Source organism: Candidatus Magasanikbacteria bacterium (assembly GCA_021648085.1).
In the GTDB taxonomy this organism is placed as follows: domain Bacteria; phylum Patescibacteriota; class Patescibacteriia; order Magasanikbacterales; family UBA922; genus JAKITS01.
Genome location: JAKITS010000001.1, coordinates 151,787 through 176,402 on the forward strand (window position 1 = coordinate 151,787; position 24,616 = coordinate 176,402).

Annotated in this window: 22 protein-coding genes and 2 tRNA genes; 21 read left to right on the plus strand and 3 right to left on the minus strand. The window is 31.3% G+C overall.

The features are described 5' to 3' along the window. Window positions 1-22 precede the first annotated feature (22 nt). The 17 genes from L3J07_00685 to dcm all read left to right on the plus strand — a co-directional run bounded on the left by L3J07_00685 (window position 23) and on the right by dcm (window position 16,865). On the plus strand, window positions 23-2,044 hold the full coding sequence (locus L3J07_00685; GenBank protein MCF6276343.1) for a S8 family serine peptidase: 2,022 nt from the start codon (window positions 23-25) through the stop codon (window positions 2,042-2,044). A gap of 24 nt (window positions 2,045-2,068) precedes the next feature. Next, entirely contained in the window at window positions 2,069-3,088 is a 1,020-nt protein-coding gene (locus L3J07_00690; GenBank protein ID MCF6276344.1) for an NAD-dependent epimerase/dehydratase family protein, read from the plus strand. 27 nt (window positions 3,089-3,115) lie between these two features. Continuing rightward, window positions 3,116-3,778 (plus strand): glycosyltransferase family 2 protein, encoded by a 663-nt coding sequence (locus L3J07_00695; GenBank protein ID MCF6276345.1) that lies wholly within the window; start codon window positions 3,116-3,118, stop codon window positions 3,776-3,778. 330 nt (window positions 3,779-4,108) lie between these two features. Beyond that, window positions 4,109-4,447: a DUF2304 domain-containing protein gene (locus L3J07_00700; protein ID MCF6276346.1), complete on the plus strand. Its 339-nt coding sequence runs from the start codon at window positions 4,109-4,111 to the stop codon at window positions 4,445-4,447. Between the two features lie 4 nt (window positions 4,448-4,451). After that, the gene (locus tag L3J07_00705) at window positions 4,452-5,576 is read left to right on the plus strand and encodes a glycosyltransferase family 4 protein (GenBank protein MCF6276347.1); all 1,125 of its coding nucleotides are present in this window, start codon (window positions 4,452-4,454) and stop codon (window positions 5,574-5,576) included. Window positions 5,577-5,637: 61 nt separating this feature from the next. Further along, a complete protein-coding gene (locus L3J07_00710) occupies window positions 5,638-5,967 on the plus strand; it encodes a hypothetical protein (protein MCF6276348.1) in 330 nt (109 codons plus the stop codon). Between the two features lie 6 nt (window positions 5,968-5,973). Next, window positions 5,974-7,008 carry a PilT/PilU family type 4a pilus ATPase gene (locus L3J07_00715; protein ID MCF6276349.1) on the plus strand — a complete coding sequence of 345 codons (1,035 nt, stop codon included), beginning with the start codon at window positions 5,974-5,976 and terminating at the stop codon, window positions 7,006-7,008. 5 nt (window positions 7,009-7,013) lie between these two features. Continuing rightward, entirely contained in the window at window positions 7,014-8,789 is a 1,776-nt protein-coding gene (locus L3J07_00720; protein MCF6276350.1) for a penicillin-binding protein 2, read from the plus strand. A gap of 66 nt (window positions 8,790-8,855) precedes the next feature. After that, a tRNA-Glu gene (locus L3J07_00725) sits at window positions 8,856-8,927 on the plus strand. Between the two features lie 30 nt (window positions 8,928-8,957). Then, window positions 8,958-9,031 (plus strand) — tRNA-Met (locus L3J07_00730). Between the two features lie 268 nt (window positions 9,032-9,299). Beyond that, window positions 9,300-10,322, plus strand: coding sequence for a virulence RhuM family protein (locus tag L3J07_00735; protein MCF6276351.1), 1,023 nt, complete (start codon window positions 9,300-9,302; stop codon window positions 10,320-10,322). 1 nt (window position 10,323) lies between these two features. After that, on the plus strand, window positions 10,324-10,434 hold the full coding sequence (locus L3J07_00740; protein ID MCF6276352.1) for a helix-turn-helix domain-containing protein: 111 nt from the start codon (window positions 10,324-10,326) through the stop codon (window positions 10,432-10,434). A gap of 166 nt (window positions 10,435-10,600) precedes the next feature. Further along, the gene (gene radC, locus L3J07_00745; protein MCF6276353.1) at window positions 10,601-11,248 is read left to right on the plus strand and encodes a DNA repair protein RadC; all 648 of its coding nucleotides are present in this window, start codon (window positions 10,601-10,603) and stop codon (window positions 11,246-11,248) included. A 1-nt stretch (window position 11,249) separates the two neighbouring features. Next, on the plus strand, window positions 11,250-12,452 hold the full coding sequence (locus L3J07_00750) for a hypothetical protein (GenBank protein MCF6276354.1): 1,203 nt from the start codon (window positions 11,250-11,252) through the stop codon (window positions 12,450-12,452). Window positions 12,453-12,463: 11 nt separating this feature from the next. Then, window positions 12,464-14,173 (plus strand): ATP-binding protein, encoded by a 1,710-nt coding sequence (locus L3J07_00755; protein MCF6276355.1) that lies wholly within the window; start codon window positions 12,464-12,466, stop codon window positions 14,171-14,173. Continuing rightward, entirely contained in the window at window positions 14,166-15,563 is a 1,398-nt protein-coding gene (locus L3J07_00760) for a hypothetical protein (protein ID MCF6276356.1), read from the plus strand. Before L3J07_00755 ends, L3J07_00760 begins: the two co-directional genes overlap by 8 nt. Before the next feature lie 54 nt (window positions 15,564-15,617). Next, a complete protein-coding gene (gene dcm / locus L3J07_00765) occupies window positions 15,618-16,865 on the plus strand; it encodes a DNA (cytosine-5-)-methyltransferase (protein ID MCF6276357.1) in 1,248 nt (415 codons plus the stop codon). A gap of 54 nt (window positions 16,866-16,919) precedes the next feature. Here dcm and L3J07_00770 read toward each other — a convergent pair whose 3' ends face one another. The 3 genes from L3J07_00770 to truB all read right to left on the minus strand — a co-directional run bounded on the left by L3J07_00770 (window position 16,920) and on the right by truB (window position 19,799). Then, window positions 16,920-17,204 (minus strand): HU family DNA-binding protein, encoded by a 285-nt coding sequence (locus L3J07_00770; protein ID MCF6276358.1) that lies wholly within the window; start codon window positions 17,202-17,204, stop codon window positions 16,920-16,922. 58 nt (window positions 17,205-17,262) lie between these two features. Next, window positions 17,263-18,792, minus strand: a complete 1,530-nt coding sequence (gene rny / locus L3J07_00775; protein MCF6276359.1) for a ribonuclease Y — start codon at window positions 18,790-18,792, stop codon at window positions 17,263-17,265. 314 nt (window positions 18,793-19,106) lie between these two features. After that, on the minus strand, window positions 19,107-19,799 hold the full coding sequence (gene truB / locus L3J07_00780) for a tRNA pseudouridine(55) synthase TruB (GenBank protein ID MCF6276360.1): 693 nt from the start codon (window positions 19,797-19,799) through the stop codon (window positions 19,107-19,109). A gap of 283 nt (window positions 19,800-20,082) precedes the next feature. Here truB and L3J07_00785 point away from each other — a divergent pair, with 283 nt between their 5' ends. From L3J07_00785 to trxA, 4 genes are all read left to right on the plus strand, one after another. Further along, entirely contained in the window at window positions 20,083-20,970 is an 888-nt protein-coding gene (locus tag L3J07_00785; protein ID MCF6276361.1) for a methyltransferase domain-containing protein, read from the plus strand. A 292-nt stretch (window positions 20,971-21,262) separates the two neighbouring features. Further along, the gene (locus L3J07_00790) at window positions 21,263-21,805 is read left to right on the plus strand and encodes an inorganic diphosphatase (protein ID MCF6276362.1); all 543 of its coding nucleotides are present in this window, start codon (window positions 21,263-21,265) and stop codon (window positions 21,803-21,805) included. Window positions 21,806-21,962: 157 nt separating this feature from the next. Then, window positions 21,963-23,990: a translation initiation factor IF-2 gene (gene infB, locus L3J07_00795; GenBank protein MCF6276363.1), complete on the plus strand. Its 2,028-nt coding sequence runs from the start codon at window positions 21,963-21,965 to the stop codon at window positions 23,988-23,990. Window positions 23,991-23,999: 9 nt separating this feature from the next. Then, entirely contained in the window at window positions 24,000-24,323 is a 324-nt protein-coding gene (trxA, locus tag L3J07_00800; GenBank protein MCF6276364.1) for a thioredoxin, read from the plus strand. Window positions 24,324-24,616 lie beyond the last annotated feature (293 nt).

The window sequence follows — 24,616 nt, forward strand, 5'->3', positions numbered from 1 at the left end:
ATATTGAATTTATAGCATGTTTATGGAAAAAAGACAAGGTTTATTCTGTTTATTTTTTACTACTTTAGTCATTATTTTGTTGCCAAATGTTTTGTTTGCACAAGTTTCAAATGATCCAAATGTGAAACAGTGGAGTTATAATGATTTGGGACTCTATAAAGCTTGGGCTAGTGAAACAGGATCAAAAGATGTTGTAGTTGCGATAATTGATAACGGTTTTGATACTTTTCACCCAGATCTTTATGATAATGTTTGGAAAAATTCAGGTGAAATAGCTGGAAACAACATAGATGACGATAAAAACGGATATATAGACGATATTTGGGGTTGGAATTTTTCTTATAAAGATTTAGATGGGAGTGGTGGTATTTCGGCAGAAGAATCTTTTGGTAATAACGACCCAAGACCAAGTGCTTTTGATATTCCAGCTGTAGAAGATTTTATACATCACGGTACGTTAGTTGCTGGAATTATTGGATCTGTTGGAAATAATCTAACAGATGGTGTGGGTGTAAATTGGAATGTAAGTCTAATGAATTTGAAGGTAGTTGAAAGTAATGGAGATGGCTCTGCTAGTGCCTTGGTAAATGCAATTAGATATGCAGTAGATAACAATGCAGATGTGATAAACATAAGTATGGTGACTGGTCTTTTCGACGAAAAAATAAATGACGCTATAAAATATGCTTATGAAAACAATGTTGCCGTTGTCGCTGCAGCAGGAAATAACTCAAGATCATTAAATGTATCACCTCTTTATCCTGTTTGTACAGATGAAAAAACAGGGAAAAGAATGGTTTTGGGAGTGAGTGCTATGAATGAAGACCATAGAAAAGCTTTTTTCTCTAACTTTGGATCAAACTGTATAGACATCACAGCTCCTGGTACAAATATAGCCAGTACAATGCGTTATGCTCCTCGTTATGGTCTTACAGAACAGTACGGTGGAGGGTGGAGTGGAACTTCTTTTGCAACTCCTTTTGTGAGTGGAGCTCTTGCGCTTGTAAAATCTATTCAACCAAGCTGGGGTGTGGATAAACTTTTTGATGCTGTACTTTCTACTGTTCACAGAACACCTCCAAAAGATCCAGAGTCTTATGCTCATTTGTTTGGAGCTGGTCTTTTGCAAATAGATAAGGCTGTAAAATTTGCAATGGAAAGTTTACCAGAAGTTCCAAAAGGAAATACTGTGGTTGCAGTAGACTTGAAAACGGGTTTAATTGAGTACAACGATTTAAAAAAAGAAGAGATTAGTCTGTTTACAAAAAAAACAATTGCAGGTATAAATTCAATTACTTCATTTGTTGATAATGGACAGACAAAATTTGCAACTATAAAAAGAGAAAATGGTAAGGTAAAAATAAGTATTTTAAATAGTGATTTTAAGGTTGAAAGCTCATTCAATGTGCCATTGTTTAGTAGTGATTTGGGTATAAAAGTCGGAAATGTTTTGGGTAGTGCAGAGTATGAAATAATATTATTTCCAAAATACAGCTCATTTACAACTTTTATTATTTATAGTAAAACTGGAGAATATCTAGACTCTAAAGAGGTAAAAATAAAACACACTGGAGTTTCACTAGATTTGGTAAACGGGGTTGAAAAAACAGAAATTGTGCTTGTTTATAAAAATGCTGACGGAAAATTTTCATTGAAGCATTTTGATACCAATTTAGCAGAAAAAAAGGAGATTCCACTATCTTTCTTCAAGGTTTTGCCAAATTTTAATGTTGGAGATCTAGATGGAGATAAAAAAGAAGAATTTGTTGTTTCGTCTCGCAAAAACCAAGAGCCATTTGTGTCAATTTATGAACAAAACGGGGATTGGAGTAGAACATTTTATGCAAATTCGCCATCTTATACTGGTGGTTTTTCTTCCACAATTATAGATTATGACAATGATGGGAAAGATGATATTGTATTAAATTTATTATCAGGAGAAAAAAAGATTTCTGTTTGGAATTATAGGTCAAAAAAGATAGGTAAGTGGGTTCCATTTAACGGAAAAAATGTGTCAAATGCTCATCTATTTGCTATTAAATAAATACTTTAAAGTAATTTTATTTTTATGAATAATAAAGAAAACCCAATTTTTGAAAAAAAGAATGTTTTAGTGACGGGCGGCGCGGGTTTTATTGGTTCACATTTGTGTGAACGACTCCTTAGAGAAGCTAAAGTTATTTGTGTTGATGATTTATCAAATTCCTCAATACAAAACATAGATCATTTGCTTCAATACCCAGATTTTGAATTTATTCGTTATGATGTAAACAATCCAATCGATTTGGAACAGTTCGACGAACTGGATAAGTTTAAAGTTAAATTTCAAGGAATTCAAGAGATTTATCATTTGGCTTGCCCTACAAATGTAAAAGATTTTGAAAAATTGAAACTTCAAACTTTGTGGGCAAATTCTAGGGCAATGATTTCTACTCTAGATTTGGCTGTAAAACACAAAGCAAAATATGTTTTTGCTTCTAGCTCTGTAGTTTACGGTCCTGCCACAGACGAGAGGATTGTGTTCAAAGAAGATGAGGAGGGAATTGTAGATCATCTTTCCCCAAGAGCTTGTTATGACGAGGGAAAGCGTTTTGCAGAGACTTGTGTGGAAACTTATAGACAAGTACACGGTTTAGATGGTAAGATAGCTAGAATATTTAGAACATACGGACCTAGAATAAGGTTGCGAAGTGGGCTATTTATTTCAGATTTTATTTTGGATGCGTTGGAAGGAAGAGATTTGGAAATTTACGGTGGAGAGGAGAAGGCACAGACTCTTTGTTATGTTTCAGATGTTGTAGATGGGCTTGTTAGGCTTATGAAAAGCCCACAAGATTTGAGTGTTGTAAATTTAGGATCAGACGCAATGTATAGGCTTGCAGATGTTGCAAATAAAATAATTGATCTTACAGAGTCAACTTCAAAAGTTGTATTTGAAGATGCTATGAAATTTATAAGTAGACCTGGGGTTCCAGACCTGTCTTTGGCTCGTGAAAAATTGGGCTGGATTCCACTTGTTCGCGTTGAGGATGGTTTACAGAAAACAGTCGACTACACAATAGCAAATAAGGCTAGATTATCTCTATAGGTTGTGAGTTTTCTTTAATTTGTTGATATGATAATAGCGATAGTACCAGCTTACAATGAAGAAAAAAATATAGGTTCCGTAGTTCAGGACCTTTTTGGAGTTGTGGATAAGGTTGTTGTAGTAGACGATGGATCTAAAGATAATACAACAGAAACAGCGCAAAAGGCAGGAGCAACTGTATTGAGTCATTTTATAAATCGTGGACAGGGTGCAGCACTTCAGACAGGTCATGATTTTGCAAAAAAGATTGGGGCAGAATTTGTAGTTCATTTTGATGGTGATGCACAGTTTGCGGCAGGGGACATTTTGACAGCACTAGAAAAAATAAAAAAATATAATGCAGATATTTTGTTTGGCTCTAGATTTTTAGAGAAAAAATCTAAAATTCCATTTGCAAAAAAGTATGTGGTTTTACCGTTGGCAAGAGTCGTTAGTATTTTTTTTGGAAGTGTAAAATTGTCGGATGCTCATAATGGTTTTAGAATATTAAATAGAAACGCATTGGATAAAATTGTAATAACACAAGATAGAATGGCACACGCAACACAAATTCCAGCTTTGGTAAAAAAACACAAATTAACCTTTGTGGAATATCCTGTAAATGTAATTTATAGAGAATATGGACAAAACTTTTTTTCAGGATTTAAAATAGTAGAAGATTTGTTTTTTGGTAAATTTTTAAATAAATAATATGATAATTATTTTGTCATTCCTTGCTTAATTAGGAATTTATGAGTCTTTAGTCATAAAATAGGAAGTGGATCCACAGTCAGGCTAAAAATGGCAAATTAGAAAGTTCTAAACTTAATTCTTATATCTTTTCCATCACGTCATCCTGAGCGAAGCCGAAGGATCTCGATTTAAGATCATTAAAACACAAAATATTCATAGTTCTAATGAAATTAAATCGAGATATTTCGACTCCACTGCGTTCCGCTCAATATGACGTGAGCTTTGATTTTCAACTCCGTTTCACCCCGCTCAATATGACGTATAATCCATACTTAATACTTTCGTAATATGATAATTTTATTTCAAATTTTATTTGTACTTTTTTCTATGTTTGCTGTTTTTGCTGTGTGGAAAAAGAAGGAAAAAGGACTTTTAGGACCAAAAGGAGTGTTTTTTTGGACATCTTTTTGGTTGCTCGCTGTGGTGGCAGTAGTTTGGCCTGAAAGCACCAGTATTTTAGCCTCAAAATTTGGAATAGGAAGGGGTGTTGATTTAGTTTTTTATTTTGCTTTTGTAATACTTTTTTATATTATTTTTCGTTTGCATATAAAAATTGAGTCTGTTGGCAGGGATATTACAAAGATTGTTCGCAAAAATGCAATTAATAGTAAACATAGTTCAAAATAATTTTATGAAGATTGCTCAAATTATTTGTACTTATCCCCCTTATCGTGGTGGAATGGGTAATTCTGTTTTTGAGGCTTCAAAATATCTAAGAAAGTTGGGGAATGAAGTGGAGGTTTTTACACCATTTTACACTGAAAATGAAATTAAACTTCCAAATGTAAATTATGAAAAACCGATATTTTCTTTTGGAAAAGCTGCAAGAATAAAAAAGTTTTTAGATGGGTTAACTAATTTTGATATTGTACATTTACATTATCCATTTTTTGGTACAGCTAGTTTGGTCGCAAAATGGAAAAAAGAAAATCCAAAAATTCCACTCGTGATTACTTATCATATGGACGCCACAGCAAGTGGGTGGAAAGGTTTAATTTTCAAACTTTACTCAAAAATTTTAATGCCAAAAATTTTAAATTCCGCAGATGCTTTAATTGCATCTACTTTTGATTTTGTTGAAAATAGTCAAGCAAAAAATATACACAAAAAAACAAAAGAAAAATGGCATGAAGTCCCTTTTGGTGTGGATATCGAAAGGTTTAAAATAAGAGAAAAAGACGAAAAACTTTTTGAAAAATATAATTTGGATAAAAACAAAAAAACTATTTTGTTTGTTGGTGGAATGGACAAAGGTCATCATTTCAAAGGGGTTCCAGTTTTGCTAGAAGCACTCAAAAAACTTCAAACGAATAATTGGCAGTGTATTTTAGTAGGAGAAGGTGATTTAAGAGAGGGGTTTATAAAATTAACAAATAAATTAGGTTTAAACGAAAAAGTAAAATTTGTAGGAAATGTATCTGAAGAATTGTTACCAAAATATTACAATTTGGCTGATTTGTTTGTGTTACCTTCAGTAAGTAGTGCTGAGGCTTTTGGTATTGTTTTGCTAGAAGCTATGGCAAGTAGTGTTCCTGTGGTTGCCACAAATTTACCAGGAGTTAGAAAAATAGCCCGAAAAGGTGGGGAAGTGGCAGAAATAAATAATTCAGAAGATTTAATTATTAAAATAGAAAGTGTTTTAGAAAGATATGAGCATAAAAATTTAAAAATAAAACTTCAAGAAATAATTAAAAAAGAATATTCTTGGGAAATCTCAGTTTGTAAGTTGTTAAAAATATACAAAAAACTAATCTAAAACATTGGGGTGAAAAGTCAAATTGTGGTATAATCTATATATAATTTTTTACAATAAAAATATGGGTAGATTTAAAAAAGGTTTATTTTTGGGTGCTTTGTTTGGTGCTGGAATGTCGCTGTTAAACACAACTAAAAAAGGTAATAAGATAAAAAAGAATATAAAAGAAACATCCGAAGAGATTTTTGTGCAAGTTAAAAAAGAGATAAAAGATAGTGGACTTGCAGGAAAAATTACAGATAGTAAGTACGCAAAAATCGCAGAAAAAAAAGTAAAAGCATATACAAAGAAAAATCCTTGGGCAAAAACAATGTCGAATTCAATTGTAAAAACATTAAAAGCAAAACACGCAAAATGTAAAAAGAATTGCTGTAAAACATCTAAAAAATAGTTTGTTATGAAGAGCTTGAGTTCATATTTTCAAACGGTTCTCAAAAAAAATGCATCAGACCTTCATCTTATTGCTGGCAAAAAACCAAGTATGCGTTTGGAGGGTAAATTGATTCATTTAAGTGAGAAAAAACTTCATCCAAAAGTTTTGAAAAAAGCTATCTTTTCTATTTTATCACCATCTCAAATAAAAAAGTTCAAAAGAACTTATGATTTGGATTTTAGCTATTCTATTAAAAACGGTAGATTTCGTATAAACTTGCACAAAAGTTTGAGCGGTTTGGGTTTGAGCGCTAGATATATTCCAAATTCTATTCCAAGTATAAAAGAGTTAAGGTTTGAGCCTTATTTAAAAGAAGCAACAAAATTGCTAGATGGTTTGGTGTTGGTGACAGGACCTACTGGTTCTGGAAAATCTACTACAATTTCTGCAATGATAGAACAAATAAACAAAACAAGAAAAGCACATATTATTACAATTGAAGATCCTATAGAATTTGTTTTTAAAGATGATAAAAGTATAATAGAACAAAGAGAGGTTGGAGCAGATACGCCTTCTTTTGCGTCTGCTTTGAAACATGTTTTAAGACAAGATCCAAATATTATAGTAGTTGGGGAGATGAGAGATCCAGAGACCATTGCAACAGTTTTGACAGCTGCAGAAACAGGACATCTTGTTTTTTCCACACTACATACCCCAAGTGCCGCTGAGGCTGTAGAGCGTATTGTAGATGTGTTTGAGGGTGCAAAACAAAAGCAGATTTTGATTCAGTTTAGCTCTGTTTTGAGAGGTGTGATTTCTCAACAGCTAATTCCAGGGAAGAGTGGTAAGCGTGTAGCAGCAAGAGAAATTTTAGTAAATACACCAGCAGTTTCTAATTTAATTAGAGAAAATAATATCTCACAACTTTATAGTTCTATTCAAACAGGTGGACGACACAAGATGATAAGTATGCGCAATTCTGTAAAGAAACTTTTAAAAGAAAAATTAATAACAAAAGATATCGCTGAAAGGAGGGTTGGTAGATCTCGTAAGGTGTAATAAGTGTGAATTTGTATTATTCCAAAAATAGTTTAAATAAAAAAAAGGGGGATCGTAGTGATCCTCGTGTTCATATCGCAGCTTCAATGATTATTGTTGTTGCTTTTTTGATTATAACAAAATTATTTATTTTGATGGTTTGGCAAGGTCAGTTTTACAAAGCTATGGCCGCAGGCTCTCACGAAGTATTTGCACAATTATTTCCAAAAAGAGGGATTGTTTTTATACAAGACACAAGAACAAGTGAAAAATATCCACTAGCTTTAAATCGTGACTTTTTTCTTTTGTTTGCAGACACAAGACTTATTGAAAATCAGGATGATATTGAAAATATAATAGAAAAACTTTCTGATATTTTTGAATATGAAGATGAAAAAAAAGATGAAATAAGACTACAACTAAGTAAAAAAGATGACCCATACGAACCAATAGAGAAAAAGGTAGATGAGAAAACAAAAGAAATAATAGATGCTTTAGAACTACCAGGAATTGCTTTTATTCGAAGCTCACACAGATTTTATCCAGAAGAAAATCTCGGTGCACATATTATTGGTTTTTTGGGTAAAGATAGTGGTGGAAATAGTGTTGGGAGGTATGGCGTGGAAGGGTATTGGGATAAGGAATTGTCTGGAAGCGGTGGTTTTTATGAGGGTTTGAAAAGTGCCGTTGGAAATAGGATAGCTTTTGGAGATGTAAAATTTGAGCCAGCTCGAGATGGTGCGAACATTACACTCACAATAGACAGAACAATCCAGTTTCAAACCTGCAAGATACTGCAAGAAGCTATGGAAGAGTACGAAGCACAGTCTGCAACAGCAATAGTAATGGATCCAAACACAGGAGCAATTAGAGCAATGTGTAGTTTGCCAGATTTTAATCCAAATAATTATGGAAGTGTAAAGTCCGTAAGTGTCTTCAATAATTCTGCAATTTTTACTCCATACGAGCCAGGCTCTATTTTTAAACCAATTGTGATGGCGGCAGCAATAAACGAAAGTGTTTTAACGCCACAAACATATTTTTATGATACTGGTGTAAAAGAGGGTGTTTGTGATACACCAATAAAAAATGCAGAAGGGAGAATTTACGAGGATCAAAATATGATTGGAGTTTTGGAAAATTCTATAAATACGGGTATGGTTTTTGTGGTAGAAAGATTGGGAAAAGAAAACCTACGAACATATATAGAAAATTTTGGTTTTGGTGCAAAAAATGGTCTTAAATTAGATACAGAAGTTGGTGGTACTTTAGAATCACTAAGTAGAAATAAATCGAATAAGGTAGGTTGTTATACTGCCACAGCGTCTTTTGGGCAGGGTATAACAGCTACACCACTTCAAATGACAAGTGCTTTTGGTTCTTTGGCAAATGGCGGTCTTTTTTTAAGACCTTATGTGGTTGAAGAAATTGATTATTCAAATGGCAAAATAGAAAAAACAAAAACTAAAGAAATTAGAAGGGTTATCTCTGGTAGCTCTTCATCTTTAATTTCTGGAATGCTTGTAAATGTGGTGGATAATGGTCAGGCTGGCGGAGCAAAAGTATCTGGATTTTATGTGGCTGGCAAAACAGGTACAGCTCAAATTTCAGGCATAGGTGGTTATACAGATGAGACAAACCATTCTTTTGTTGGGTATGCTCCAATAGACGATCCACAGTTTGTGTTATTTATAAAATTTGAAAAACCACAGCGTTCATATTCTTCTATGACGGCAGCACCAACTTTTGGTAAAATAGCAAAATTTATTTTAGAATATTATGGAGTGCCTCCATCGAGATAATAATATTGACATTTTATTGGTTTTCTTATATAATGGGACTATTGTTAGATATAATTTATACAATTTGGCCTATTCGTCTAGTGGTTAGGACGCCGGGTTCTCATCCCGGTAAGAGGGGTTCGATTCCCCTATAGGCTACATATAGATCTATTTAAAAATAAATCTAATGGCTGGGTAGCTCAGTTGGTAAGAGCGCAGGATTCATAACCCTGAGGTCGGGAGTTCGACTCTCCCCCCAGTCACAGAGGAAAGCAAATTAGGCAGAATAAGCAGATTAAGTAAGTACAAAAACAAAAAAACTCCATTTGGAGTTTTTTTTGTTTTAAGTTTTTACTTAACTACGTAGTAGTCTTAGTTCTTAACCTCGGAGAGGTCTTGTATAGTGGGTTGCATTATAGCAATAAATCAGAATACATTATATAATATATAGTATTGATAAAATGCAATCTTATGAAAAATAATGTTGTACAAAAATTTGGGAGTTGAGATTGTAGATTTAATAAAATAAATATGATAAAAGACAAACCAAACAATAAAATAATTATATATACGGCTGACGGCGGTAATCCAACAATTAATGTTCGTATCGAAGGAAAAACTGTATGGCTTTCACAAATTCAATTGGCTGAACTTTTTGGAACATCAAAAGCAAATATTAGCTTACATATTAAAAATATCTTTGAAGAAGGTGAATTAAGTAAAGAACCAACTGTTAAGGAATACTTAACAGTTCAAAAAGAAGGAGATAGAGATGTTTCTCGTCATATAGAATATTATAATCTAGACCTCATAATATCTCTTGGTTATCGGGTAAAGTCGCAAATCGCAACTCACTTTCGAAAATGGACAACAGAACGTCTTAGTGAGTATCTCGTAAAAGGTTTTACCATGGACGACGAACGACTCAAAGGTATGGGTGGAGGAAGCTTTTGGAAAGAATTACTAGATCGTATTCGTGATATCCGAAGCAGTGAAAAGGTGCTGTACCGCCAAGTGTTGGATTTGTATGCGACTAGTGTTGATTATGACCCAAATAGCTCTGAATCAATCAAGTTTTTCAAAATAGTACAAAACAAACTTCATTATGCCACAAACAAAAATACTGCAGCTGAAACTATTTTTACACGCGCGGATGCCGAAAAAGATTTTATGGGTTTGAAAACATTTGCAGGTATATTACCAATATTGTCAGAAGTTGGGGTTGCCAAAAACTATCTTACCGAAGACGAGTTGTTTATATTAAACCGTATGGTTTCGGCTTTCTTTGATTTGGCAGAAATAAAAGCAAAAGAACAGAAAAAAATGTATATGGCAGACTGGGTGGCAGAGTTGGATAAATTTGCTGAAAATTATGGAAAGGGTGTTTTGAAAGATGCAGGAAAAATAAGCCATAAACAAGCAGTAAAAAAAGCTCAAAAAGAATACAGACAATTTCAAGCTAAAACATTATCACCAGTTGAGGAGGCGTATTTGAAAAATATCAAAAACATACAAAAAGAGGTTGAACAAAAAACCAAGTCTTCTAAAAAATAATATGGAAAAATTAAAAGTAAATTTAGAATCAGGGAAACAAAATCCAACATTTGAAATAATTGCGAAAATTGTTGAAGAGTTGGGGGTTGAGATTGGAGATTTAATGAAATAATTATTATGATAAATTCAAAATAGGCAAAATCAAGAATAAAAATAAATAAACTCCTTGAAGAGTCAGGTTGGAGTTTTTTTGTTTTCTAAGATATTTTGTATTTTTGTAGTTTTTTGCTACCATAATAATATATTGTTGAAATAATAAGAAATGTTTAGAATATGGTATGAGAATTAAAAATAAATTAAAAATTGAGCGTCCTAGGGAGAAAATGAAAAAATACGGCCCTGAAAAACTAAAAGATGAAGAGCTTTTGGCAATTTTATTACGCACTGGTACGAAAAAAATGGATGTAATTAAATTAGCTCAAAAGATATTACGTGATTTTAAAGATGAGAAAATTCTTGATGTAACTATTGTTGATTTGCAGAAAATTCATGGTTTAGGTTTAGCAAAAGCATGTGAAATCGTGGCATGTTTTGAGCTTGGACGTAGAAAATTACAAGGAAAGAAAACAAATATTTTACTTACACCAAAAGATGTCTGGGAAGCAATGGTAGATATTCGTAATAGTAAAAAAGAACATTTTGTTGTTTTTTATCTTAATAGCAGAAGTCAAGAAATCAAACGAGAGATTGTTTCGATAGGTACAATAAATGCGAGTCTTGTCCATCCACGGGAAGTTTTTGAGAGTGCAATTAAAAACAATGCTTCATCAATAATTCTTGCTCATAATCACCCATCTGGAGATCTTGAACCGTCACAAGATGATATAGAAATTACAAAAAAACTTGTTTATGCAGGAAAAATTTTGGATATTCAAGTGGTTGATCATGTAATAGTATCTAATAAAGAATTTAAGAGTTTTATATAAAATGCCAAAAAATAATATTATAATTAATGATGGGGGATATTATGCTATAAAAGGTTTTGCTTATCAAATAGATAAAGCAATTTTAGAAATCTTAAATACTGATGACGAGAGTAAAAGTATAAATATTGAGCAAATTCAAGACATAGATTTAGCTGATTCAGTTATACAAGTTAAATATAAAGAAACTACTAAGCTAGTTCCCTCTCAAGTAAACAAGCCAATATCACAACTCATTGAAGAATTTAAAGTAGATAACACAAAAAAATATATTTTGTATACTTATTTTGATGACTTAAATGGATATGAGGAAAAAGTAGATCAAGATAAAAAAATTTCAAAGGATACTTTGGATGAATTTTTAGGGAACCTAAAAAATGATTTTACAGAACAGGAAAGAATAGACTTTGTTAATAATTTTTATTTAGATTTTTCTCCAGAGTTTCAATCTCAATTTAATTCTGTAATTTTAAAATTAAAAGAACAGAGTTTTATTGGAAATACTGACGAAGAGGCAATGTTTTATTATGCAAATATTTCAGACTTTTTGTATAAATTAGTCACAAATAATCCAACCATAAAAATTAAAAACAGGACGTGTACTCAAAAAGAAATATTTGATTATTTAAAAAACGGTAAGTGTCTAATCTTTAATTCTAGTTTTAGAGAATATCAAGGTGATCAAAAATATTTTACTTTTATTAAAAAACAACATTTTTCTAATAGAAATATAGATTATTTTGAAAGATTCATTATTGTAGAATTAAGTAGAAATGAAAGCATTGCAGATATAAAAGAAGTTGTTTTTAAAATTAAAGATGCATTTTATAACAAATCAGGAACATGGAGAGGTAAAGTAATAAAATCTCCTGCCCCGTATATTTATATGATTAATATTTCAGATGATAGTTTAATTCAGTTAAAAACTGAATTATTAAAAGAAAGTACAATTTTCAAAGATGGTTTTGATTTTGCTGGTGCTAATTTTTCTTTAGATTCAATAAAACAAAATTCTACAATCCACAACAATCTTTGTTTAAAATTAGTTAATAATGAAGATATTTTAAAGCGATTAATAAGTGAAGATTTTCAACATCCAAAAGAAATTTATCAATTTTACACAAATGAAAGTATTATAATTAAACCTAATATGAAAAATATTGAAATACAAATAAAAAACATATCAGATATTATTTTTATTCTTTAACTTAAAATATCATGACAAATTCAACTGATCAAAAACTTGCTTTCGTAACTTCCGTTTATCCAAATAAAGTAAAAATTGAAGTAGAAAATCTAACTGCTTTTAAAGATAATATAGATGACGCACTTGGTGATTTAAAAATTGGCTCTTATCTTGAAATTTCTGATAATGAAGGTTGTAAACTTATTGCTATTATTGAAAGCTATCAAATAGAATTAAAAGAAAGAATTATAGAAAATGAACAAGGTGAAAAAAATAAAGAAACTTACAACGCTTACGTATTAGAAGCTAGTCCTCTCGGTACAATAAAAGGTAAAGAATTTACTAGAGGTGGCGATGCTTTGACTATTCCACCAACAGAGGTAGGACCTGCAAGTGAAGAAAATATAAAATTAATTTATGAAAATGGATTTGAGCCACAAGAAAAGTTTTTATTTGCAAAATTAGCACAAGATGAAAATATTGAAGTTCCTGTAAATGGGAATAAATTTTTCAATAAACATTTCGCAATTGTTGGGTCTAGTGGTTCAGGGAAATCGCATACGATAGCAAAAATTATACAAAAAGCTGTTGCAGAGAAAAATGGTGAATTCGAATTAAACAATTCTCACATTATAATATTTGATATTCACAACGAATATAAAACAGCTTTCCCAGATGCCAACTTTTTGGATATTAGCAACTTAGTTTTGCCTTATTGGTTACTCAATAGTGAAGAATTAGAAGAACTATTTATTGATACGGAAGCTAATGACCACAATCAAAAAAATGTTTTCAAAGAATCAATTGTAACGAATAAAAAGGACAGTTTAATTAAAGAAGATGGTGAAAGTCATGAAGATTTTAACAATAGAAAAGAAAAGATTCATTATGATTCTCCTGTTTTGTTTGATATTCAAAAAGTTTTGGAATTTGCTCAAAACAAAAATCAAGAAATGGTTCCAGGTGCAAATAATAAAGAAAAACAGGGTTCATTATTTGGAAAATTAACCAATTTTGTCAGTAGATTAGAGAATAAATTGAATGATAAAAGATTTGAATTTTTATTAGGAGATAATTCAAAAGAAATTTCTTTTGAAGATACTTTGAGACAATTTATTGGATATAAAGATGACAATAAATCAAATGTAACAATTATTGATTTAAGTGGTGTTCCTTTTGACGTTCTTAGTGTCACAGTAGCTTTAATTTCAAGAATATTATTTGATTATGGATATTTTTATAAAAAATATTTAAACGAAGGTGTTGATTTGGAAACTCCATTATTGCTTATATATGAAGAAGCACATAAATATGTACCAAAAAATGATTTTGCAAAATTTAGAGCATCGAGGAATGCTATTGAAAGAATTGCAAAAGAAGGAAGAAAATATGGTGTAACTTTAGGTATTATAAGCCAAAGGCCATCTGAAATATCTGAAACCATCTTCTCTCAATGCAATAACTTTATTGCTATGAGATTAACAAATCCAACTGATCAGAATTATGTAAAAAGATTGTTACCAGATACATTGGGGAATCTAATTGATAATTTACCATCATTACAATCTGGAGAAGGACTTTTGCTTGGAGAATCAATAATTATGCCATCTTTAGTTAAAATAGAAAAATGTGATAACGATAAACAGCCATCTTCAAATGATGTGAAATATTTGGAAACATGGAAAGAGGAATGGAAAGATGTTGATTTTAATAACATAATTAAAAAATGGAAATATGAATAAAATATACACAACAAAAAATGATGTATTAAAAGAAGCTAAGAAAATTCTTAATCAATCTTTGCGTGATATAATGATTGATAATAATATTGATATTGAAAAATTGGAACAAAAACTTTTTCAATATAATAAAAGACGAAAAGGACTTTTGGGTGAGTTGGTTGAGGAATTCGTTTTTGGGCTTAATGTAAATAATAATGCTGAGGCAGATTTTGTTATTGCTGGTATAGAATTAAAAACCAATCCACTTAAAAAATCTAATAAAAAAGATTTTGTTTCTAAGGAACGTTTGGTTTTTTCAATGATTAATTATAATAAAATAGTAAATGAAACATGGGAAAATAGTTCATTTCTTAAAAAAAATAAAGTTCTTTTGCTGATGTTTTATCTGTGGCTTAAAGATCAGAGTATTTTGGATTATGAGTTTAAATTTGTACATTTACTTGACTTACTAAATGGTCTATCTGGTGAAGATATATATCAAATACAAAAGGATTGGGAATATATTGTCGCAAAAATTAAACGGGGAGAAGCTCATTTGTTGTCTGAAGGGGATACGTATTATTTAGGTGCTTGTACAAAAGCTGCAAATAGTAGGGTTGTACGTGACCAACCAAAATCACGTATATTAGCAAAACCAAGAGCTTTTTCTTTTAAACAACAATATTTAAACTTTTTAATTCAAAAAGAATTACTCGGTAAGTCTGTAGATACAGAATCAATTTTTAAGAAAAAACGACGATTAGCTACGGTAGAAGATATTGTAAAAGAAAAGTTTTCTAAATTTATAGGAAAAACAGATCTTGAGATTAAGAATATTGTGGGTTGGGAAATTGAGAAAAAACCAAAAAGTTGGAAACGTCTTTTGGCAAATAGAATGCTCGGTGTTAAATCAAATAAAATTGAGGAATTAGAAAAAGGAAATATAAAAATGAAAGTAATTACATTGGAATATACAGGTACTCTTAGGGAATCACTTTCTTTTCCAGCATTTAATTATAAAGATTTAATAACACAGGTTTGGTATGATGACGAAAATCAGAAAATGAGTGATTTATATGAGTTATTAGAAACGAAAAAATTTTTATTTGTTGTATTTCAAAAACAAAAAGATAGTAAAGAGATTATTTTTAGAAAAATAAAATTTTGGAATTTTCCAATGAAAGATTTGTTGGAAGTTAGAAATGTATGGGATAAAACAATTGATTGTATTAATAATGGAGAATATAAAAATTTACCAAAAATGAGTGAGAATGGTGTTGCTCATGTGCGACCGCATGGAAAAAATTCAAAAGATACAATAGAAACTCCACAAAAAACACAAGAAACAAAAAGGTCATTTTGGTTAAATGCAAAGTATATTCAAAAAGTACTCGAAAATGATATTGATTAAAATTTGATCAATATCATTATTTTTGTTAAAATATAATTAATAAATTTTTTTAATATGAAAATAATAAGAGTGGTTGAATTATTTGCTGGAGTCGGAGGGTTTCGAATCGGGCTTAAACAAGCAGATAATGAAAAAGTGAAATATAAAACTATTTGGAATAGTCAGTGGGAACCAAGTACAAAAACACAACATGCTTCAGAAATATACAAAAAACATTTTGGTGAAAAAGGACATTCTTGTGAGGATATTAGAAATGTTGTTGATAATAAATTTCACACAATTCCTGAACATGATTTATTAGTTGGTGGTTTTCCTTGTCAAGATTATTCTGTAGCACGTACAGCAAATCAAGCAAATGGTTTAATTGGTAAAAAAGGTGTTTTGTGGTGGTCTATTTTTGATATTTTAAAAAAAAGTGGAGAAAAAGCTCCCAGTTTTTTATTGTTAGAAAATGTTGATAGACTTCTTAAATCACCAACTAAACAAAGGGGGCGTGATTTTGCTGTAATGCTCTCCTCTTTGGCTTCACTTAATTATATAGTGGAATGGAGGATTATTAATGCAGCAGAATATGGTTTTCCACAACGACGAAGACGTGTTTTTATTTTAGCTTATAAAAAAGGAACAAAACTTAATAAAAAAGCACGGAATATAAATTTAGAAGATTGGATAAATAAAAAGAGTGTAATGGCAAAAGGTTTTCCTATTTATAAAAATAATAATTTGTTAACCTCGTTTCAGATTAACACTAATCCGGCTAAAGTTTCTGAAGAATTTTCAAAAAATTCTCCAAAAATAAGTCCTTTTTATAATAGTGGTATAATGATTGATAATAAAATATATACAAAAAAAGTTCATCCAAAATATAATGGTAAAAAAGTAATTCTAAAAGACGTTTTAATTGATGAGAAACATGTACCGGAAGAATTTTTTATTGATGAGAAAACATTTGAAAGGTGGAAATATTTAAAAAATAGTAAAACAGAAAAGAGATGTACTAAAGATGGTTTTGAATATAGTTATTCAGAAGGTGGTATGATTTTTCCAGATAATTTAGAGAATGCATCTAGGACAATTGTGACAGGTGAAGGAGGCTCATCACCTTCAAGGTTTAAACACGTTATTAAAACAAAAACAGGACGTTTACGCAGATTAACACCAATAGAATTAGAACGACTTAATATGTTTCCAGATAATCATACAGAAGGTGTATCAAATACAAAACGAGCTTTTATAATGGGTAATGCTCTTGTTATCGGTGTTATCAAAAAATTAGGTCAAACACTTTCAGACTTTATATAAATTCATAAAAAACAAAAAAAACTCCTCTCGGAGTTTTTTTTGTTTTGAGTTTTTTTATCTTCTTCCTTTCAAAGTATCTTTCAGTGTTTTTCCTGCTTTGAATTTTGGTACAATTACTGGTGGAATTTCTATTTTGATGCTTGGATTTCTTGGGTTTACGCCAATTCTTCCAGCACGTGTTTTTGCACTAAACGCTCCAAAACCTGCAATGTTTACAAATCCGCCAGTGTTTAATGTATTTGTGACTATTTCCACAAACGCAGAAACCATTTGCACAGCTTCTTTTTTAGATACACCAACTTTTTCAGCTATTTGGTTTGATAGTTCTACTTTGTTCATATTTTTTATTGAAAGTATAATAGGTTTATTATAGGAGAATTAGCTTAGAATGTCAAAATTATTTTGCGTATTCTATCACACGCGTCTCTCTTATTACACTTACTTTGATTTCTCCTGGGTATTGAAGTTCACTTTCTACTTTTCTAGCAATATCTTTTGCAAGGTTGTAAGCTTGGTAATCATCAATTTCGCTAGGCTTTACAAAGATTCTCACTTCGCGTCCAGCTTGAATAGCATAAACTTTTTCAATTCCTGGGAAGTCCTTTGCAGTTTGCTCCAACTCTTCCAAACGAGCTACATATTTTTCATAAGTATCACGCCGTGCACCAACTCGTGAAGAAGATATTGCATCTGCGGCTTTTACTATTTGTGTAATTAGTTTTTCTGGTTTGTCTTCGTGATGGTTTGCCGCAGCATCTTGTGAATCTTCATCTAATCCAAATTTCTTTAGAATTGTAAAACCAATTTCTGGGTGTGTTCCTTGTGTTTCTTGGTCTACTGCTTTTCCAATATCATGAAAGAAACCTGCTTTTTTTGCTTTTATAGGATCAACTCCACCAATTTCTTCTGCCATCAAAGCAGAAAGATAAGCAACTTCAATTGAATGGTTCAATACGTTTTGACCATAACTTGTTCTATATTTTAAACGCCCCACAATTGAAACTAACTTTGGTACAATACCAGTAAAACCAAGCTTATAAAGTGCTTCCTCACCAGTTTTTTTGATATCAATAGCCAACTCTTTTTTTGAGTCTTCTATTGCTTGCTCAATTTTTCCAGGATGAATTACACCTTCTTGGATAAGTCTTTCTAGTGCAAGAAAGCATACTCTACGACGAATTGGCGAGAAGCCAGAGATTAAGATTACTCCTGGAGTTTCGTCTATTACAAGTTCACAGCCTGTTAATTTTTCAATTGTTTTTATGTTTCTACCATCTTTTCCAATGATTCGACCTTTCATATCATCGCTTGGCAAATTTACAACAGTAGATGTTGTCTCACTTGCGTGGTTTGAAGAACATCTTTGTATGGCTCCAAGTATAATTTCTCTTGCTTTTTCTGCATAAATTTCTGCATTTTCTTTTTCAATTTTCATCAATCTGCCAGACAGGTCGTGTGCTGAGTCTTTTTTTATAGCCACCATTAATTCTTCTTTTGCTTGTTCTTTTGAGTAGTTGGATATTTTTTGCAATTTTTCTACTGCATCTTTGTGGGTGTTATCTATTTTTTGTTTTACAGATTCTATCTCATCTCTTTTTTGTTGTAATTTACTTTTTTGATTTTCAAAATCCAACAACTTATTGTCGAACATTGATTCTCTTTGGGACATTCTATTTTGAAGATTGCGAATATCTTTTCGCATATTATTCTCTTCTCTTTTTACTTCATCTAGAATTTTAATTGATTTTTCTTTTGCATCAATTAAAATAGTTTTTTCCTTATTCTTCACTTCTGAAAGAATTTTTTCTGCTTTTGCCTCTGCTGTATTTATCTTGGATTGTGCTATAAGTTTGCGTACTGCATAACCAATAGCAACACCAATAAAAATACTAATAATAGAGGATAAAAATAGTGTTATCTGCGACATATTTTTTGTTTCTCACTGGGTTTTTGAGAATACTATATTTTATTGTAGAAGTACACAAAAATAAGCATTTTTTTTGCTTATATTTTATAGCTCAAGAAGTTTATTTTCGCTAATTTAAGCGTTAAATTTGTTATTTTGCATTTAACATTATTTTCCATATCAGTCGTCTTCTTTTCTTTCTTACAACAGACCTATTTTTGAACAGGTCTTAATCTATCGTATCCTTTCAAACCCTAATTAATAATTGGGTATAACTGCATTATATCTTTTTTTACTTTTTGTGTCAATAAAAAACTAGATAATTCACCTAATTTTTAAGAAATCTGAAATAATTTTTTAAACCAGTTTTTTCTTTTTAAACTTTTTATTTTTTTTGCTTTTTTAACTTTATATTTTCCAATTGCTAATCTTCTTAATTCTTCGCAATAAGCTCCTGTCTTCAATTTTTTTCCAATATCAAACGCAAGTGTTCGTATATATGTTCCGGTTGTTGTGTTTACTTCAATAGTCAAAAATGGATATTTATATTTTTTTAAGGCTATATTTTTTATTGTAATTTTATGTGGCGTTCTTTTTATCTCAATTCCTTCTCTAGCAAGTTCATACAATTTTTTACCTTGTACTTTTTTGGCAGAATACATTGGTGGGAGTTGATTTTGTTCACCTAGAAATTCTTTTAATACTTTTTCAACTTCTTTTTTTGTTGGTTTCATTTCTACCTTTATTTTTTTTGTAATTTTCCCAGTTTTATCATAAGTATCAGTTTCTGCGCCGAGTTTTATTTTTGTAATGTATGTTTTATCCAAGTTTTTGAATTCATCTATTCTTTTTGTAGCTTCTCTTTTTACCGCAACTATCAAAAGTCCCGTTGCAAAAGGATCTAATGTTCCAGCGTGCCCTATCTTTTTTATTTTTGTGACACCACGAAGATAGCCGACCACATCATGGCTAGTCCAATTGGTTGGCTTATCCACCAAAAGAAATCCTGAATATTCTTTTTCTTCCATATTATTAATATAAATTAATAACTAACAATTAGCAATTAACAAAAGTAACTTCACGAGTTTTTTATTATTTAAAAAGACTCGCGTGTTTTATGTCATATTTTTATTTTTAACTCGATTGGTGATCGAGAGTTTGTATCATTGTTCTGGTTTGTAGATTCCTGGATTCCTAGTCAAGTTGAGAATGACAAAATAGAAGTTTTTACTTTCTTGTCTTATACATTTTCCTTACTTAGTCTGCTTAATCGTTAGTTTGCTATTATCACTTATGATACAATGATTATGTATGAAAAACAATACAAAAATATCAGGTTGGGGAGTAATAACAGAGAGTGGTTCAGAAATATGGCATTCTGAGCCTGTTTTCCCAAACTCCAAAATAACTTTAAAAGAAAAAGCTAAACTTTTGTTTTATCCAAAGAGGTTTTTTTTGTACAATTTTTTGAAAAAGAATTTAGCAGGTAAAAAATATAAGGTAAATATTTTGGATGTTGGATGCGCCACAGGTTCTAGTATTATAGATTTCAATAGTATGTTTGGTGATAGTGCAAATCTTTTTGGGGTGGATGTTGTAAAAATGCAGACAGATATAGCAAAACAAAATTTAAAAAATAAAAAGATAAGCGCAGATATTAAACTGTATAATGGTTCAAAACTTCCATTTGAAGATAGAATAATAGACGGAATTTACACATCAGATGTTTTGGGGCATGTAGAAAATGTAGATAAATGGTTGGCAGATTTAAATAGGATTTTGGTAAGTGGGGGAGTTTTGGCAATGTTTAGCGAATCCAAATTGGGAAAGCATGCTTTTGTACGAAATCGTCTTATGAAAAAAGGAGTAAACATAGATCCACACTCAAAATTTCATATTTCTCTGTATTCCAAGGACGAGCTAAAACAAAAGATAGAAAAAGCAGGTTTCGAGATTTTGGAAGTTCGTTCTTCGTCTGCATTACATTTTTTTATAAATCCAAATGAATTTTATAATGCACTAAAAAATAAAAAAGGATTTTTCTTTTTGAAACAAATAAGCAGACTTTTAACTAGTGTAAAAATAAAAACCCACCCATATTCCACAGCATTTTTAGAGTTTTATAGTTTTTTGGAAATGCTAATCATTGGAAAAAAAGTAGAAGCTCAGGGCTATATAATACTTGCTAAGAAAAAATAAAAATAAGTCTGTAAAGTTATAAAGTCCATAAAGTCGAAAGTTTAGAAAAATGGCGTTATCCTGAGTGAAATGGAGTAAAGTAGAGTGAAGTCGAATGGATCTCGATACTCCTTGTTCTAATATTTTTCTGTCGATTTCAATTCCTCCTTTTTTTGGGTTGTGAGTTAGCATTCCTTAATAGTAAGGTTGATATAACATACCACAAAAAACACTTTTGTCAAGCTAAAAACTTGCTTTTTTTAGCTAAATTAGGTATTATGGGGCTATTATCAAATATCTTTAATTAAAACCTATGAATCTTTGGCACGATCTATCACTTGGAGAAAATGCTCCAGAAGAATTTAGAGTTATTGTAGAAATTCCAAAAGGATCTAAAAATAAATATGAAGTAGATAAGGAAACAGGTCTTATCAAACTAGATCGTGCAATGAAAACTGCACAAGATTATCCATTTGATTATGGTTTCGCGCCACAGACTTTGTGGGAAGATGGGGATGCACTAGATGTTGTAATTTTGACAACATACCCACTTCACCCAGGAATTATGGTAAATGTTCGTCCTATTGCAGTGATGCGTATGATAGACGGCGGAGAAGGTGATGATAAAGTAATCGCAGTCCCTGTTAATGATTTACGCTGGAATGAAGTAAAAGATTTAGAAGATATAAATAAACACACAGTAAAAGAAATTCAACATTTCTTTGAAACATACAAACTAATTGAAGACAAATCTGTAGAAATTTCTGGTTGGGAAGGAAGAGAATCAGCAATGGAAGCAGTGAAGAAATCAGTTGAATTGTATAAAGAAAAATATACTAAATCTATTACTAAATAAGATTTCGATGAAAATTTTTAGATTTTGAGCGAAACGTAGATAAAAATTATGAGGTATTGCGATAGTACTTATGAATAATTTTTATCAAGTTGTAGTCGAAATATATAAATTTTGGCGGAATAATTATTTAGGAATAGATTTATAAACAATAAAATACATGAATGTTACAGAGTTAGCTAGAAGATTAAGAGTACGCCCACAACAACTTTTGGAAATTTTGCCAGAGTATGGTTTTGATGTTGGTAGAAAAGCTGTAAAAGTAGATGACAAAGTTGCTTTTCAGGTAATGCGTAGTTGGAAAAATATCAAAAGAGATATAGATGATAAGCGTAGAAAAGAAGCTGAAGAAAAGATCAGGCTTGAAAAAGCACTTCGTAAAGAAAGTGGGCTTTCTGCTGTTTTACCAGAAGTGATGACTGTAAAAAGTTTTTCTGAAAGTTTGAATATGCCTGTGACACAGGTTATTGTGGAATTGATGAAAAATGGAATCTTGGCTAACCAAAATCAAAATATTGATTATGATACTGCCGCAATTATGGCAGAAGAGCTTGGTTTTAGTGTTCAAAAAGAAGAAAGTGGAAAGGGTGTGCAAGAAAAAGAAGAAGAGAAAACTAAAATTTTGGAGGAAGCTTTAGAAAATGCAAAAAATAAAGAATCTAGACCTCCAGTCGTTGTTGTAATGGGGCATGTTGACCATGGAAAAACAAAATTATTAGACACAATTCGTAAAGCAAATATAATTTCTGGAGAAAGTGGTGGAATCACTCAGCATATTGGTGCTTACCAAACTATTTGGAAAGATCCAAAAACAAAAGAAGAACGACCTCTTACTTTTATTGATACTCCTGGACATGAGGCTTTTACAATTATGAGAAGTCGTGGTGCGCAAGTTGCAGATATGGCTATTTTGGTTGTGGCAGCAGACGATGGTGTAAAACCTCAAACAAAAGAAGCTATTCAAATTATAAAAGCTGCAAACCTTCCATATATTGTGGCATTGAACAAAATTGACAAAGATACAGTAGATATAGATAGGGTAAAAACAGAATTATCAAAAAATGATGTAATTCCAGAAGATTGGGGTGGAGATGTGCCAATAGTTCCAATTTCAGCTTTGGCAAATACAAACATAGACAAACTTTTGGATATTTTACTTTTAACAGCAGATGTAAATGAAGACAAGATTCAGGCAGATCCAAATGTTGCAGCTGTTGGTACTGTTATTGAGTCTCATTTAGACAAAAATATTGGGGCAGTGGCTACAATATTAATTCAGGCAGGAACTTTGAAAAAGGGTGAACCTTTGGTAATTGGTGGGGAAATTTATGGAAAAGTTCGAGCGATGAAAGATTATGATGGGAATGATTTAAAAGAAGCTAGTCCATCTACTCCTGTTCAGATTATTGGCTTTAAGGTTGCTCCAGTTGTGGGAGATGTTTTGAATAATACAAATGCAAGCTCTGCAAAAAAGATAGATGTAAAACGCAAAAAGTTAGAGCAGACGGGTGCACAGCAAACATCAATTTCTAGTGATTCAGGCAATGAAGACGATGATAATAAAAAGAAATATTTGAACTTGGTGATAAAAGCCGATGTACTTGGTTCTTTGGAGGCTATCATTGCATCTTTAGAAAAAATAGAACACAAAGAAGTTGGGGTGAAAATTGTAGGAAAAGGACTTGGAAATATCAATGAAAGTGATATTGTGAAGATAGAATCTAGCGGTGGAACTGTGATTGGTTTCAATGTAAACGCTACATCAAGCTCGGAAGAGTTGATGCGTGATAAAGATATAGAATTTCTTCGTTTTGAAATTATCTATGGTTTAATAGACTGGGTAAAAGAACAATTACAATTCTTGCTTGAAAAAGAAAAAGTTGTAACAGAAATTGGAAAATTGGATGTAAAAGCTATTTTCCGTGAAGAGAAAAATAACAGCACAATTGGTGGTTTGGTAATAGATGGAAAAATGAGAAAAGATGCTCGTGTTAGAATTACAAGAGGAAATGAAATTAAAGGATATGGAGAATTGATTGGTCTACAAAGTGGAAAGCAAGATGTAAAAATGGTTCCTGCTGGTTCTGAGTGTGGACTTCGTATTCAAACAAAAGTAAAAATTGAAAAAGAGGATATCTTGGAAGTTTTCGTAGAAGATACAAAAGACAGAGAATTGAAATTAAATTAAATTAAATTTATGAGTGAACAAATATTTACAGATGCAAATTTTGAAGAGGAGGTAGTTAATTCAGAAGTACCAGTTTTGGTAGATTTTTTTGCACCTTGGTGTGGGCCTTGCAAGATGATGGGTCCAATTGTAGAAGAGGTTGCAAATGAAAATGTAGACAAAGCTGTAAAAATAGGAAAGTTAAATGTAGATGAAAATAATATTTCAGCTGGAAAATATGGCGTTATGAGCATTCCAACATTTTTAGTTTTCAAAAATGGTGAGGTTGTAGATCAAGCTATGGGTGGAATTGGAAAAGAAAAATTGCAAGAACTAATTGATAAAAATATCTAACTTGCAATAAGTCGAAAATTGAACTAACATAAATACACACTAGTATATACTAGTGTGTATTTAATTATGTTTTATTATGTCATATTGAGCGAAGTCGAAATATCCCCGTGCAGTATCACTAAAATACAAATAATTAAATTTTTGTGATTCTATTTCGAGATCCGTTCGACTTCATTCCGCAATGCTCCATTTCGCTCAGGATGACGTATTTTTTCACATCATATTGAGCGGAACGAAGTGAAGTCGAAATATCCCCTTGCAATTTCACAAAAACATAAATAATTAAAAATAAA